Annotated in this window: 13 protein-coding genes and 3 pseudogenes; 13 read left to right on the top strand and 3 right to left on the bottom strand. The window is 39.7% G+C overall.

All coding sequences use genetic code 11. The features are described from left to right. Positions 1-251 precede the first annotated feature (251 nt). The 7 genes and pseudogenes from BLV90_RS06050 to BLV90_RS06020 all read left to right on the top strand — a co-directional run bounded on the left by BLV90_RS06050 (position 252) and on the right by BLV90_RS06020 (position 6,154). Complete coding sequence (locus BLV90_RS06050) at positions 252-977, top strand: LysM peptidoglycan-binding domain-containing protein (RefSeq protein WP_245726278.1); 726 nt, start codon at positions 252-254, stop codon at positions 975-977. A 592-nt stretch (positions 978-1,569) separates the two neighbouring features. Next, positions 1,570-1,947: a sigma factor-like helix-turn-helix DNA-binding protein gene (locus tag BLV90_RS06045; RefSeq protein WP_091737845.1), complete on the top strand. Its 378-nt coding sequence runs from the start codon at positions 1,570-1,572 to the stop codon at positions 1,945-1,947. Between the two features lie 625 nt (positions 1,948-2,572). Next, positions 2,573-3,382 (top strand): ETX/MTX2 family pore-forming toxin, encoded by an 810-nt coding sequence (locus BLV90_RS06040; protein ID WP_177167921.1) that lies wholly within the window; start codon positions 2,573-2,575, stop codon positions 3,380-3,382. A gap of 171 nt (positions 3,383-3,553) precedes the next feature. Further along, a pseudogene (locus tag BLV90_RS06035) lies at positions 3,554-3,745 on the top strand (HNH/ENDO VII family nuclease); the annotation flags it as partial. A 379-nt stretch (positions 3,746-4,124) separates the two neighbouring features. Further along, positions 4,125-4,532, top strand: coding sequence for a hypothetical protein (locus BLV90_RS06030; RefSeq protein ID WP_091737836.1), 408 nt, complete (start codon positions 4,125-4,127; stop codon positions 4,530-4,532). A 559-nt stretch (positions 4,533-5,091) separates the two neighbouring features. Beyond that, positions 5,092-5,496, top strand: a complete 405-nt coding sequence (locus BLV90_RS06025; protein ID WP_091737833.1) for a hypothetical protein — start codon at positions 5,092-5,094, stop codon at positions 5,494-5,496. A gap of 229 nt (positions 5,497-5,725) precedes the next feature. Continuing rightward, complete coding sequence (locus BLV90_RS06020; protein ID WP_091737829.1) at positions 5,726-6,154, top strand: hypothetical protein; 429 nt, start codon at positions 5,726-5,728, stop codon at positions 6,152-6,154. Positions 6,155-6,752: 598 nt separating this feature from the next. Here BLV90_RS06020 and BLV90_RS06015 read toward each other — a convergent pair. Continuing rightward, positions 6,753-7,805: a hypothetical protein gene (locus BLV90_RS06015; RefSeq protein ID WP_091737826.1), complete on the bottom strand. Its 1,053-nt coding sequence runs from the start codon at positions 7,803-7,805 to the stop codon at positions 6,753-6,755. 475 nt (positions 7,806-8,280) lie between these two features. Between BLV90_RS06015 and BLV90_RS06010 the strand changes: the two genes are divergently transcribed. Then, positions 8,281-8,484: a hypothetical protein gene (locus BLV90_RS06010; protein ID WP_091737822.1), complete on the top strand. Its 204-nt coding sequence runs from the start codon at positions 8,281-8,283 to the stop codon at positions 8,482-8,484. A 254-nt stretch (positions 8,485-8,738) separates the two neighbouring features. Further along, positions 8,739-8,993, top strand: a pseudogene (locus tag BLV90_RS16825) (hypothetical protein); the annotation flags it as partial. A gap of 639 nt (positions 8,994-9,632) precedes the next feature. Here BLV90_RS16825 and sigK read toward each other — a convergent pair. Further along, on the bottom strand, positions 9,633-10,331 hold the full coding sequence (gene sigK / locus BLV90_RS06005; RefSeq protein ID WP_091737819.1) for an RNA polymerase sporulation sigma factor SigK: 699 nt from the start codon (positions 10,329-10,331) through the stop codon (positions 9,633-9,635). An 888-nt stretch (positions 10,332-11,219) separates the two neighbouring features. Next, positions 11,220-11,705, bottom strand: coding sequence for an Rrf2 family transcriptional regulator (locus tag BLV90_RS06000; RefSeq protein WP_091737816.1), 486 nt, complete (start codon positions 11,703-11,705; stop codon positions 11,220-11,222). Positions 11,706-12,011: 306 nt separating this feature from the next. Here BLV90_RS06000 and BLV90_RS05995 point away from each other — a divergent pair, with 306 nt between their 5' ends. The 4 genes and pseudogenes from BLV90_RS05995 to BLV90_RS05980 form a co-directional block, all read left to right on the top strand. Next, positions 12,012-12,254: a hypothetical protein gene (locus BLV90_RS05995; protein ID WP_091737813.1), complete on the top strand. Its 243-nt coding sequence runs from the start codon at positions 12,012-12,014 to the stop codon at positions 12,252-12,254. Then, positions 12,251-12,883, top strand: coding sequence for an ETX/MTX2 family pore-forming toxin (locus BLV90_RS05990; RefSeq protein ID WP_091737810.1), 633 nt, complete (start codon positions 12,251-12,253; stop codon positions 12,881-12,883). The genes BLV90_RS05995 and BLV90_RS05990 overlap by 4 nt, the downstream gene beginning before the upstream one ends. Before the next feature lie 359 nt (positions 12,884-13,242). Further along, on the top strand, positions 13,243-13,641 hold the full coding sequence (tnpA, locus tag BLV90_RS05985; protein WP_091737807.1) for an IS200/IS605 family transposase: 399 nt from the start codon (positions 13,243-13,245) through the stop codon (positions 13,639-13,641). Between the two features lie 4 nt (positions 13,642-13,645). After that, a pseudogene (locus BLV90_RS05980) lies at positions 13,646-14,124 on the top strand (RNA-guided endonuclease TnpB family protein); the annotation flags it as partial.

Genomic DNA, 14,124 nt, shown 5'->3' with positions numbered 1-14,124 from the left:
AAATCAGAATGGTCTGAGTCATTTTTTATCCGACACTTTGTAGGAGCATAAAACAAAGACCACCCATCTCATTGGGTGGTCTTTGTTTGTTATCGTAAAATGATACCTTTGGTGCTTAGGACGGATCAGTAATACCATCTTACTGCCTATACATATGATGGGAATAAACAATCTGAAAAGGAGTTGCAACTATGTACCAATATCCACTGAAGGTATTTTCTTATAGGATACAATCAGGTGATAATTACTTGATGTTAGCGGAAAGATTCAACACAACCTATGACGCTATTATGCAGGTTAATCCAGGAGTAAATCTGTACAATCTTTTTGTGGGTCAGATTATTAATATCCCCCTTAGTAGACAACAGATGACTGTTTCGGGTAATCACCCTACTTCTTACTACCCTTATTCATATCATCATCCATGCATAACTAAAGCAGAAGTTGATTTGAGAAACCTGCTTCGTAAATTATGGGTACAACACGTTGAATGGACACGGATGACGATTATTAGTATGGTAGATAATCTTAAAGATGTAGACCTTGTAACAAAACGTCTGCTTCGTAACCCTTCAGATCTAGGTACTGTTTTCAATGCCTACTATGGAAGTGCAATTTACCATAAGTTCGTTGATTTGTTTACTGAACATTTAGTGATAGCAGCACAATTAGTCAAAGCAGCTAAGGCCGGAGATACAAAAACGGCTGAAAGTGAAGAAAAACGTTGGTATGCAAATGCAGATGAGATTGCTATCTTCCTTAATAGCATTAACCCTTATTGGCCAAAAGAAGACTTAAGACATATGCTTTATACCCACCTGAGACTGACAAAATCTGAAGCGGTTTTTAGGTTGAGAAAAGATTACACATCCGACATCGCAAATTATGAAACGATTGAAGAACAAGCTTTAGAGATGGCAGATGCGTTTGCTGACGGCATTGTAAAGCAGTTCCCATCGATGTTTTCTTCATATTAAAAATAATTCGTAACCTCAAACAAGGGCACTAGTTTTTAGGCCTTATAACGTAACCAGACATTATGATGTCTCCTGGTGTATTCAACTGCTATTTCCGATACTTAGTTAAGTATTTGCCGTCGCCCTTGTAACTGTTACATCAAGGGCTAGCCGCGCCAACTGTGCAACTGGTAAATCCATGACTACATTTCAACTCCAACGGCCTCTGGCGTAGAAGTATTATCGTGTAAAACCCGCTCTCATCGAGGGCGGGTTAATGGTCTATATGAGCAGGAGTGGTACTCCAGGAATAGACTGACGAACATTTAAGACCCTACCCGATAAAACTCATGAAACAACTTAATCAACGCCCTCTTCTCAATAATATGAGGAGGGCTGGCGATGACGGACGGTGAGTACAACCAACTATTGGCGCGGGCAGTGAAGGGCGCGGTTTACTTGGACAACCCGCTAATAAAGCCGGAAGACAGAGAAAAGGCATGAAACTCTATGATGCGATTTGTGAGCAAATACTGCGAAGGAGGGGGATGGATGAATGAGAAGTGGCGAGTGGTAGAAGCCATTGCAGAAATTCACAGAGAGGGGGATCGCCGTGATCCAGCTTGAAATACCCGATATTCCGCTATCCCTTAACCAATTGAGAAATATTCACCATTACCAATGGAACCAGATGAAAAGGGAGTGGGCGGGCTTGATTTCCTTGGTGGCTAGTTTAGATGAAGCGGATCGACTAAGTAGTAGCCGCCTCACGTGGTCGGATAAAGAGCGGATTAAGGAGGGGCTATCTGGACTGACCGATCTGGAGAGGGATGTGTATCTGATGGCGCGGGGTAGATGCCTTTCTCGTGAACAAATTGCTTCGTTTCTAGGGGTCAGCAAGGGGACTATTAATAAAATGTTGACTCGTGCGGATGAAAAAGTAGCGCATCGATCTCAAACGAGCTTATTTTGTCTCCCGAATGCCAACTAATAGTGAGGGAATCTATTACCTCTCCCTTGGGTGCGCTCTCTCCCGTGCCCTTATTTTATCGAAGATTCATTGCTGCCTTCGGGTGGCTTTTTTTGCTAAGAGGTTAAAATGGTGCTAAGTACCTATGTTGGCAATCGTGCAATTGGCAGATAGAAGGGATGAAAGGTAAATAATCCCTTAAACTCCTTCTGTCGCGCTATAAAATAGCATGAGAAGTAAATTTACAAGCAATATGGACCCTTCCAGATAAAGAATAATAAATAATCCTATTCTTACCAAATACTTACTAATCGCAGTACTGTTCAATAATACATAAAAATTAAGCTACTTACCCATTGAATAAACAAAGTATACACTCGATAAAAATTTAAAATGTGTTATTATACTGCATTTATTTAATTTTACATAAAAAACAATTAAATAAATGCAGTATAAATATATTTATATATACATTAAAATATATTTATACTTGACCAGTAGTAATAATGGTGTATAAATATAAGTTGTAGGAGATTTAACCATTAACAAAAAAGGGAGAGGTCAATTCATGAAGCATTCTAGAACGAGATTGTTTAAGGTTTTGATTGCCTTTATACTCATTGTTAGCGGTGGGCTTACTGGATCGATGAGCTCAAAAGCCTTTGCAGCAGAGCCTACGTTTTTCGATTTTGATGCTGCAGTGAAGGAGGCCTTCTGTAAAGCTACTGACAAATGCGAAAGTACGTACTATACTAAGACTGATTCATTGAAAGTGGAAACTTCCAATGTAAAGTTTATTGGGGAACCTAAGGAAACGAATCAGGACCTCCTGTTTATGGGAGATGCTGAATTGAGCAACTCCGACTCTAAAGTTACGCAGAATTTAAACTCGGATGCGTTTTCACAACAATATCAGGACACCTTTTCCTCGACAGTTACTGAGGGATGGAAAGTTGGAGGGGGATTGGACATTACCGCGCAACTTTCGAAAGCTTTAGGACTAGGCTTCAATGCGAACGGCGAGTATAGCTTCAGCAAATCTGAAACGCAAACCTATGCAAAGTGGACAACTTATAATTCTCCAGCCCAAAACATCAAGGTCCCACCTCGTAAAAAAGCGATTGTGAAAGTGAATTTACAACGTGTAAAAGGAACTGGGGAAGCAAGCCTAGATGCGACGATAGGCGGTAACGTACAATACGGTAATACTATTGAAGCTGGTTTTGACGAAATGCCCGTATATGATTTATTTAAAGATGCTGTGAGTAAAGGGTATCAAATGCCCCCACAATTGTCATTCGATGATCAAAATAAGAAACTACTTTTCAAGGGAAAAGGAACCTGGGAAGCAGATTATGGTACGAAATATTTAGTGGATACAAAACTTGAGGATCTAGATACTGGCAAAGTAGAAACGAAAAAATATAGCGTTCCAGCAGAAGAGGGTAAAAAGTGATTCAATATTTTCTCAACAGAAAGGGCCTTAAATAAGGCCCTTTTTCTGTAGAAAGGAGGATGGATGGGGATATCATCCGATTAATAGTGAATGTTGTTCAAACAGATTTAGCTACATTCGCCTTCCACCCGCCCCCCTTGCTATCACTGGGGTTGTCTAACAGTTGAATTACACCATGTAATACAAAAAGAGCCAGGACCTATGGTGGAAATTTATTATAACGTACATGATAATTATCAGAAGGCACTGCATGGACTAGTAGAGGATGGAAGAAGTTTTAGAACCAACCCCATATTAGATAAACAGTATAATAACTTTAGAAAACAATATTGGAAACGTAGAGCTAAAGAAATTGGCGATTGAGGAGTGGGTATAAGTGAGCAGAGATGAAGTGTTAAAGATGATACATAAGTACGAAGAGGGAGGGTATTTTTGGTAACACTGGCCTATTTTGGGATAAGAACAACTACAGAAACCTTGCCAACGTACTTGATGTAACAATGTCTATGGTATCCTTGCTCGACACACGAGTTTTACACAATGTAGATGAGTAAAACAGGAGTAGCGGGATTGAATCCTGCTACTCCTGTTTTGATTGCCAGGCAAAGTCACGAAGGAAATCGGCAGGGTTAGTGACAGGGCACTTGCTATTTAAAATATTAGAATTATTTGACTTTTATTAACAATGCTATTATAATTCATGTGTATTGAGAACCAAAATTAAGAAAAGGTGGGATTTTTGATGAATGTAAGAAAAATGGCAATTCTATTTGTGGCTCTGTTTACTTTCATGGTTGTGAGTGCAGTACCAGCCTATGCGGATAACTTTTTCGGCTGGAAATATTTCAAAACAGAAGACGGAAAATACGAACATACGTTTAAAACCACTAATTCCTATAAAAATGTAGGAGTAGATGTATCTGAGATAAAGAAAGTAAAGAAAAGCACAGGAACGAAAAGCAACGGTAGCCCATCTTCTTTGAATGTAAGACTATGCAGCTCCTCCAGCGGTAATTGCACTTCTTGGAAAAATTTAAGCACTGGAGCAGTGGATTTTACTGATATGAAAGTCGGAACCTATTATGTAGACATCAGAGATAAATACGCCAGTTACTACTACTCTGGTTATGTATCGGGTTTTTTATTCTAGATTAGAGGGTATCACTAGGTGGAGACTTCAAGGATGCCCACCTAGCCGATATCGAGTAGATGTATGTTATCTGACCAAGAATCTAAAAATTATGACCATATAGTGCAGTTTCCATTAGAAAAATCCCCAGAAGGTAGACAGTGAAAAAAAGTCTATCTTAACAGATGGACAAAAATCATTGTTTATCGGAAGGGGATTTTTCTGATGGCTAAAAAGGGACAAAAGTTTAGACGATATACATCCTTCAATGCCTGTTCTTGTCTCTGGGGTCACCGGACCATTTCGGGAAAATTGTACGCTAAGACATATTTCGGCCGGGGGTGATTTCATACTTGATTGTTCATGTTAAGTATTTTCTTGCGTCCTTTTTAAAGGATAACAAGTTTCATTACCCTTAAAAAACTTGGATAAAGAAGTAATTGGGAGCTATTAGACGTATTTCTTGTTAATATAAGTTAATTCGACAAGTTCAGTAAATTGACTATATTCAAATATTGAAATAATATGCAGATACCTGTAAAGTAGTAAGAACCAAAATTAAGAAAAGGTGGGATTTTTGATGAATGTAAGAAAAATGGCAATTCTATTTGTGGCTCTGTTTACTTTCATGGTTGTGAGTGCAGTACCAGCCTATGCGGATACAGACTACGGCAATAATTATTTCAAAACAGAAGACGGAAAATACGATCATACGTTTAAAACCACTAGTTCCGATAAAAATGTACGAGTGTATGCATTTGATATAAAGAAAGTAAAGAAAAGCACAGGAGAGAAAAGCAACGGTAGCTCATCTTCTTTGAATGTAAGACTATGCAGCTCCTCCAGCGGTAATTGCACTTCTTGGAAAAATTTAAGTATGGCAGTGGATTTTACTGATATGAAAGCCGGAACCTATTATGCAGACATCAGAGATAAATACGCCAGTTACTACTACTATGGTTATGTAAATGTTTTTGTATACTAGATTAAAGGGTATTGCTAGGTGGAGACTTCAAGGATGCCCACCTAGCCGATTTCGAATAGATGTATGTTATCTGACCAAGAATCTAAAAATTATGACCATATAGTGGGTGTTTTTGCACATAAAGAGTATATCGATCGGGCTAATAAAGTTCGTAAAGCTGCCTTGTTTTAAAATTAATTGGAAAAAAGTTTAGTAGTGAGAACTGAAATTAAGAAAAGGTGGGATTTTTATGAATGTAAGAAAAATAGCAATTCTATTTATGGCTCTGTTTACTTTCATAGTTGTGAATGCAGTACCAGCCTATGCGGATAAAGACTACGACCCGAAATATTTCAAAACAGAAGACGGAAAATACGAACAAACGATTCAAACCATTAATAACGATGATGTAACAGTGGATACATTTGATGTAAAGAAAGTAAATAAAAGTACAGGAGAGAAAAGCGACGGTAGCCCATCTTCTTTGGATGTAAGACTATGCAGCTCCTCCAGCGGTAATTGCACTTCTTGGAAAAATTTAAGTATAGATGCGTATTTTTGGAATATGAAAGCCGGAACCTATTATATAGACATTAGAGATAAATACGCCAGTTACTACTATACTGGATATGTAACGGCTAAGGTATGGAATGATCCATTGCCCTCAGATTACTATTGAAGACCCTAGACAGCCGTGTACCATCTTATTAGAAACAGGTGATATTGAGTCAGCTAAAAATTAGCCGACTCCCTTCGGCGGTTAGCCTCCGATCTTGATCAAGAAATAGGAACAGTAAAAATATTTAAGTGTTTAGTGCCCCAGTTGGAATAGAACAAAGTTTGACACAATATAAGTGAGTGAAACTGAGAATACAGATGTTACAAATGTTACAGATGTTACACTTTTTGCGATCAGTTATCTTGACGTTTATACTTCGTATAGGAGTCCCATGGCGGTGCTCTCTCAACCTTATATTTATCGTCGATATTGAAAGAGTAGCGAGGTTAGATCCCGCTACTCTATTTTTATGGATGTAAAAAAGCTTAAAGGGGTAAGCCCCAATTCTATTGAGGTAATGGAAAGGGCAATGTTATTCAAATTAAGAGAGTAACTCCCGAGTACAAAAATCATCCAATTAATTAGGCGCACAGAAGGGCGCGTATTTTAAAGAACACCCCCCTTTTCAATTACTAAAGAAAAGGGGGGTGTTGATGGTCTGAGAAAGCCTCTGGAATAGAGGTCTTTCCGTGAAAGTCATACTACCTGTTTTTCGAAATTATTCAAGATGGGAGCCTGGTGTTACGGGATAATACAGTTCTTTTTCATTATATGCAAATTTCGGATTAGCCAATCCTTGAGTAAAGAGATTGTTCATACCCCCAGCGCTCATCAGTTCTTTTAAACCGGTTCCAGGTTCAAGGGTATACGTGGATTCTAATTGATACAGTGCTCCTCGATAGACGTTATATTGATAATCTGGATTATCAGCTTTTGGCACTCTAGTCTGATCTTTATACGTTACTTCATCCGAAATTGTAATTTCGGAGCCAAATTGATTCGTTAATTCCGTACTAAATTCTGTTGTTGTTTTCCCTGGAACAACACCGCCACCTGCTTCGACACTTATCTTGAATCCAACAGTCCATGCCAAACTATATGACTCTGTCGTGTTTACACCATGTTTAATATCTAGCCCAGACCACCACTCTGCTGAATTGTTAACGACGCTTGTTCCAAGTAATTTATATTTAGAGTCTCTTTTTAACTTGGAGGTTCCATCAAAAGCTTTACTCCAAGCCATGGACGGTCCATATTGATTTACCATCCATTCTTCGCCATTCTTCGCTCTCTCTTGATTTTCCAGCGTAAATGGGAGATTGGATAATTCACCTGTCTTCGGATCATAGACTCCCATTTCAATGGTGCCATCCGATTTTTTTTCTAAATAAGGTGCAGCATCTCTTTTCTCCTCACCCTCTTTAAAGGCGGCTTTAAATCCCTCATATTTAAAATATATGATATTTTTCATATCCGCCGATTTAGTTGTAGTCGATCCGCTTCCCGGTGCAGGCGCATAGGGATCTTCTGCTAATTTAGGGTAATTTCCCTCATATGGACTAGTAGCATACTGAGTTTTAGATTTCGGTGTATTATTATATACCGGTGTTTTCTTACCGTCTTTTACTAAGTACCCTTGAATATATTTTTCGGGTAACTTCTCCTTACTTTTTTGTGCAGCAAAGGCTTTTGAGCTCACTCCTGCACTCACACTGGCAGCAAGTAGTAATGCCATCGCGCCAGTAAACACTTTTCTTTTTACATTTTGCACGGTCATCTCTCCCTTTATTTTATTGTGTCTTCCTTCTCTATTTAAAATAAATTTAATTGATTACGGCATAATTTTCAATCTGTAATTATTGGTATACTAGTAATTTTATTCGTTATATACCATAAAAGGATATATATACCTTTTATAACAAAAAAAGAAGGCCTTGGTAAGGCCCCAATAAAGTTGGAGTACAAAAATAAAATAAAGGGATAAAAACCGACAAGTGCAAAGATACCATTTACAGTGCGCACCATGCAAGGAGTAAAATTTGAAACCTGTTGTGAGGAACATATGCGAAAGAATTCAAATAATAAAGCGCCCCACTGACCGCAACAGCTCTTCAGTTTTTAAAGTCCCTTTGGAATGTATTGAGCAACAAAAAAGGTGCAGAGACGGTTGAGTATGTCATTATCATGTGTGTCGCAGTTGCCATGGGTGCTGCGGCTATTGGGGCAATCAAGAGCGAACCTGTTCAGTGTGTAAGGTTCAGGCGATTGAAAAAACGGTGCCCATGTCAGGGGATGCAAAAGAGCAAAAAAAGTGTACCCAGTATGCCGTTGGTGACGCACCTTCAAAAGAGAATCCTGATAATCCGGAAAAAGGTAAGAAACCCAAGTCTGCCGCAGATGATGGGGGTAGCTGGCTCGATAAGTTGAAAGATAAAGTGTCCGATGGATAAGATAGAACCATGAGAGATGAAATATTTGAGGCTATTGAAGCAGAGGCCACTGAATGTCCTGAGGCTTCCTTTTTGATAATCGTCCCATAATCCTGACCGTGATCCTTTCTGCCAGTATAATATCACGAGCAATTTTTAGCTTCTGGTCCAAAAATATCTTCGCATTCTTTTAAAATTAGCGAGGCCTTTTTTGGAAGGAGCAATTTATTTGTTATTATATTTTGTTCCAAGTCACACTTTAGTTATTTGCGTCCTTTTTTCTTGCTGGAATAGGATCAAGTGGAGCCTTAACTCCACTAAGTACTTATTATGCTGAATGGACTGAAGTAGAAATACGTGGAAGAGTATACTCCCTTGTCAATTATTTGAAAAAATCAAGTGCAGTGATAACTAACCTTTTTCTAGGGGTGTTAGTTGAATATATTAATGTTAAATATGTTATCTCTGCAACAGGTATTTTTTTAACCCTAGGATTAACTTTGGTAACTCTATACTTTAACGGGTGGTGATTGTTTAAAATAATAAATAAAGATTAGGTGTGTTGATTAACCGCGTGCCCAGCGAAGCTACAGAGAACTAGCTGGTGGAAGTTCAGTCAAGGTAACAGCCAAATGGCCTTGTAGCTGACGGAAAGCTGGTGGAGAAATCCTAAGGCTGAAGCTCCGTGACAAAGTGACTCGAAAGAGTTGCGAACACTCATCAGACCGTAATATGAAATGAATCCTGCCGCGGAGACCCTCCTCTGCCCGCTTTTTTTGAATTTAAGACAGTAGAGCATTTCTCTACTGTCTTAATCTTATCTATTGGGACTGAGTCATAGGTTTCTTAACCGAACAAAACTCCCCATATTCAACTATTCCATCGGCAACCAATCTTCTTGAACTCGGGATCGTTGACATTTTCCTTTTTTACATCGAAAATGCCATTAACTGCCCAGCTACGTTGTATTGCCTTCACCAGGCGTGTTGATAGCCAGAAGTTGGGATGTAGAGAGCGTGTGGTGGTGGCATTGTTAAGCAGTTTCCATTTACGTTTTTTTAGCGAAAGCCAGAAATTGAAATAAATAATAGAAATAAATAATAGACCACTATCAATTTTGATAGCGAACTATTATTTATTTCATGTCAAGCAATCGTACATGTAACCATTTACGATCCGACCCGATAAAACTCATGAAACAACTTAATCAACGCCCTTTTCTCAATCCGAGACACATAAGAACGAGAGATACCCAGTTCCTTCGCAATTTCTCGTTGTGTCTTTTCTTTACCTCCTGAGAGACCGAAGCGATTGCGAATCACCTCTTGTTCCCGCTCATCGAGGATGTGGAGGTGGTTATATATTTTTCGTTTTTCGATTTTCATTTGAACCAATTCGACGATTTCATCTCGTTCGGTACCAAGGACGTCGATCAAGGTTATTTCATTTCCTTCTTTATCCGTTCCTATCGGATCGTGCAGAGATACATCCTTTCGTGCCTTTTTTAACGAGCGAAGGTGCATTAAAATCTCATTCTCTATACAACGGGCGGCATAGGTGGCTAGTTTGGTGCCTTTGTTGGGTTGGTAGGATTCGATGGCTTTGATCAGGCCAATGGTACCGATGGAGATGAGATCTTCCGTATCTTCATTGGTATTTTCGAATTTTTTGGTTATATGGGCGACAAGGCGGAGATTATGTTCGATCAGTTTGTTCCTTGCATGACGGTCTCCTTCGGCCATCTGTTTTAGACATTGTTCCTCATCTTTCTCGTTTAATGGCTGAGGAAAAGCATTGTTCTTGATGTAGGCGACAAAGGTCCAGACTTCACGGAACAGGATGGCAAGCGTCGTGATCAAACCAGGCACAGTTGCCGTCACCTCCGCACATGTTTGCCGAAAATCAGGTGTTACCAGCATATGAGCGAAGGGGAGGGCGCGTGCCTGTACATAGGAGAAATGAACCCGGCCCTTATTAATGGCCAGGTGTGTAGGTGACAGGTTTGATAGAGACTACTTTCCACTAAAAAAGCCTTCCCTCTGGCTATATCAGGGGAAAGGCTTTTCCAACTTTAATTTTCCGAGCTCCAAATATCTTCGCTAACTTCGTGTTCAGAGCCTTTGCCAGCAACCTTAAGCGTAATCACCATAATACTTAAAATGGCGAGACCCGACAAAATGATCCAATTAAACAAAATAATCATCCTTTCTTTAGTATGGCACTCCGTTGTAGGAATGGTTGCATATGGATAATAAGTGGATAAAGCTTCCTATCTATTTGTTATGACGAATGAATGGGGGAAAAGTATTCATTTTTTATAAAAAAATTTTCTCTTTTTGTACCGTAGTCTGATGGAATCGAAAAGGGATGACTCAAAGTGAAACATCGCTTTGAGTCATCCCTTTTCTTGGGTTTAAGCAAAGGCCCTAGAGAAAATTCCCATTAAGGGTCGCACCTGTTTCCAAATCCGATGCATTGAACGCAGGGGTTTCCACCAAGCCCAAATGGAACGAAGTCGTCCAATTCCCTTTATTCGAGTGAACATTTGGGCTATACGAGCGATCCACACAGTCGCGGCACCTCCAGGGATAATATTCCCTTTCATTGTATTCCTTACAGAAGGAATGGGATGGGCAAATAGGACAAAGTTTGAAAAAACAGAGGACCGTGCTGATGATATTGGGCCCTCTGTAATAGATAGTGATGATCCTGATCTAATTATCAACTTTAGCACCAAGCATGTTTTAGACTATCGTTCATTCTACCCGTTCAATTTGCAAGTGGATCCATTCATCCATCGTTTTCAGACAATCAGATGGGTACTTGTGTTGTAATTCCTCCAGCATTGAGGATAGTGTTTCCTTGGCTAATTCCTGTTTCCAAGCGGATTCTGCGCGGTACATCACCGTAGATAGTATGCATCGAGTGGATGAGTCGCTATGGAGGACACGGTCATGAACACCGCCATCTTGGTATAAAGAGCCATGTCCCTCTACAGCGAGGAAAATATCAAGCAGGGTAATCGCAGAAGGAGGGCGGGAGAGTGAAAAGCCACCCCGTATTCCTGTACTGGATCGAACAAGACCCGCCTGTACAAGTTGTCGCATGCCTTTTTTAAAATAGGAGGGGGATGTACCCATCCGTTCGCTGATCGCTTCCGCTGTTAAGCTGGTATGCCCGGGAAGGCGGGCAAGCAGGAGGAGGGTATATACGGCTTGTTCCATACTGGACTTTATCCGCATCGCTAGACACCACCTATCTATAACTATTATATATAATGAATATCTACAATAAGTTTATATGCTATGAAATAAGTTGTCAAAGGGGGAGCAGGCCACCAGTGGGCCTGCTCCCCCTGACGATGATCTAGCAATGTCCAGATATATCGTAAACATATCGAAGCTGGAGACACCTAAGCGCATGCGATAATTCAAATATCCAGTGAATCAGTTATATTTTTTAAATCATACCAACTATTAATTATTTAACGGGATGAAGAAGGTGCTTATAATAAAAAAAATAATAACAACGAGAGAGGAAGAGCAAACATGCTTAAAGCTAACAGAAAATGGATTATTTTCGTGATTGCTTTTGTACTCGTTATTGTTGGACTCACTGTAAATTTGAACTCAAGGGTCTTTGCAGCAGAGGCGAATTTTCTCAATTTTGACAAAGAGGTAAAAGATGTCTATTGTTCTGAAGCCAATTGTGACGGATTTTATATTGACTGGAATAAGACGAAGCTGCAAGCGATTGATGTAAGCGCCAAGCCAGTTGGAGAGCTCAGATAGAGAATCTGGACCCCGTTATTGTAGGAGAACTTACATTTAGAAACGAAACCAATACTGCTAAAACATTTGACACAGGTGCATTTGAAAAAAATGTTACAGATACCGTGACCACGCAAGTCACTAGTGGGTTTAACTCTGAAGGAGTCTCATTAAGCGCACCGATCAGTCTATCTTCAGCGAACGGCGAGTTTAACTTCAGCCAGGCTGAAGCGAATACCAAAACATCGCAGGTACCGTATAATCTTGATTCCCAGAAAATCGAGGTTCCAGCCCGGACAGAAGCGAAAGTAAAAGTGCTGTTAGAACGAGTGAAAGATACGGGGAAAGTAGAGCTAAATGCGGCATTCGATAATAATAGTAGCTTTACGCTCCAATATCCAAACAAACCAGCTGGATATTTAACTACTGTGGGTGTAGTAGACTATTTCGCAAATGCTAGTTCAAATTATGTATTGGATGGACGTTTGAAACTTGATCAAGGGAAACTAAATTTCAACGGAAGTGGAGAATATTCCGCAGAGTATAGTACGGGATTTAGTGTTGGTTTGGAGTTCTTTGATCTAGATACCGGAGCGCCAAAGTCAGTAGATGGGGCAAAAAAATCCTATTCCGTTCCCGTTAAAAAGTAACGTGGTTGTAAATAGTTTCTCAACAAAAGGGGCCTTGGTTAAGGCTCCTTTTGTTATTAATAAATGAAGAAAGATTAGTAAGGCCACCTGGATGTTGATTGTACGGAATAAGGGGTTAATAAAGTCTCTAAGCTTTAGATTAGGCTGAGGTTGATAGTCTCTTGATGGATGATATGAACTGGGTGAATTGTTGATGGTATTACAGATGTTTGCCGACTGAAAGCCCACGGTTTCAATAGTGGGATGAAAGGCGGCGTTGCTCGTTATCCCTTTATGGGGATGCTTAGAGCAACAATCTTTTGCCTTTATATTTTTTGTTTGAATGTAGCTGTGCGATGATGAACTGATATAATTTAACTATGGAACAAGAATATAGAAGAACTCGTACGACTGTATCTCTTATCCATTATCATTTTGTTTTTTGCCCACGCTATCGGAGAAAAGTACTGGTGAACAAAGTAGAAGAACGATTCAAGCAATTAGTGGCAGAGATTTGCCAAGAAAATGATTGGATTATTGTAGCGATGGAAGTAATACCCGATCACTGTCACTTGTTTTTGAACGGTCTACCCACTGATTCTCCATCCGATATTATGGCAAGAGTTAAAGGAGTGACTTCAAGACGGTTAAGACAAGAATTTAACCATTTGGTGCATCTGCAAAGCCTTTGGACACGTTCTTTCTTTGTTAGCACAGCAGGAACTGTATCGAGTGATACGATTAACCGTTATGTCGAAGCCCAGAAAACAAGGGGGTGAACATATGCCTACGATCACACTGCGTTTAGAACTACATAAACCCACTCAACCGAAACAGCAGATGTATCAACGAATGACAGAGATGAACACGGCGTTTGCTAACTGGCTTCTTTTGCACCCAGAGGTTAATAAGGCAACCAGCACGATCTTTAAGGAATTTTCGGATCAATCATTCCCATCGGCTGTTGTCAATCAAACCATTCGTGAAGTAAAGTCTCAAAAGAAGAATCAGCATGCGAAAGCTTTTCGCAAAATAGGGTGTTGCTTCAACAATCAAAACTTGAAAGTAGAAAAGAAAGAACTCTACACTGTCTCTTTCCCTACACTTGAAAAACGTATAGGCGTTCCAGTGGTAACAAAACCGTTCCAAGTCGCGTGGCTTAACAAAATCATCGATGGAACCGTAAAACAAGGAGCAGGAAAACTATATAAAAAGAAAAAGAAATGGTATCTTGCGATCCCCATCACGTGGCATGTGGAATC

The sequence above is a fragment of the Marininema mesophilum genome, assembly GCF_900106775.1.
Taxonomy (GTDB): domain Bacteria; phylum Bacillota; class Bacilli; order Thermoactinomycetales; family DSM-45169; genus Marininema; species Marininema mesophilum.
The sequence above is the reverse complement of the archived record's forward strand: the minus strand, read 5'-3'. Positions and strand labels throughout refer to the sequence as shown.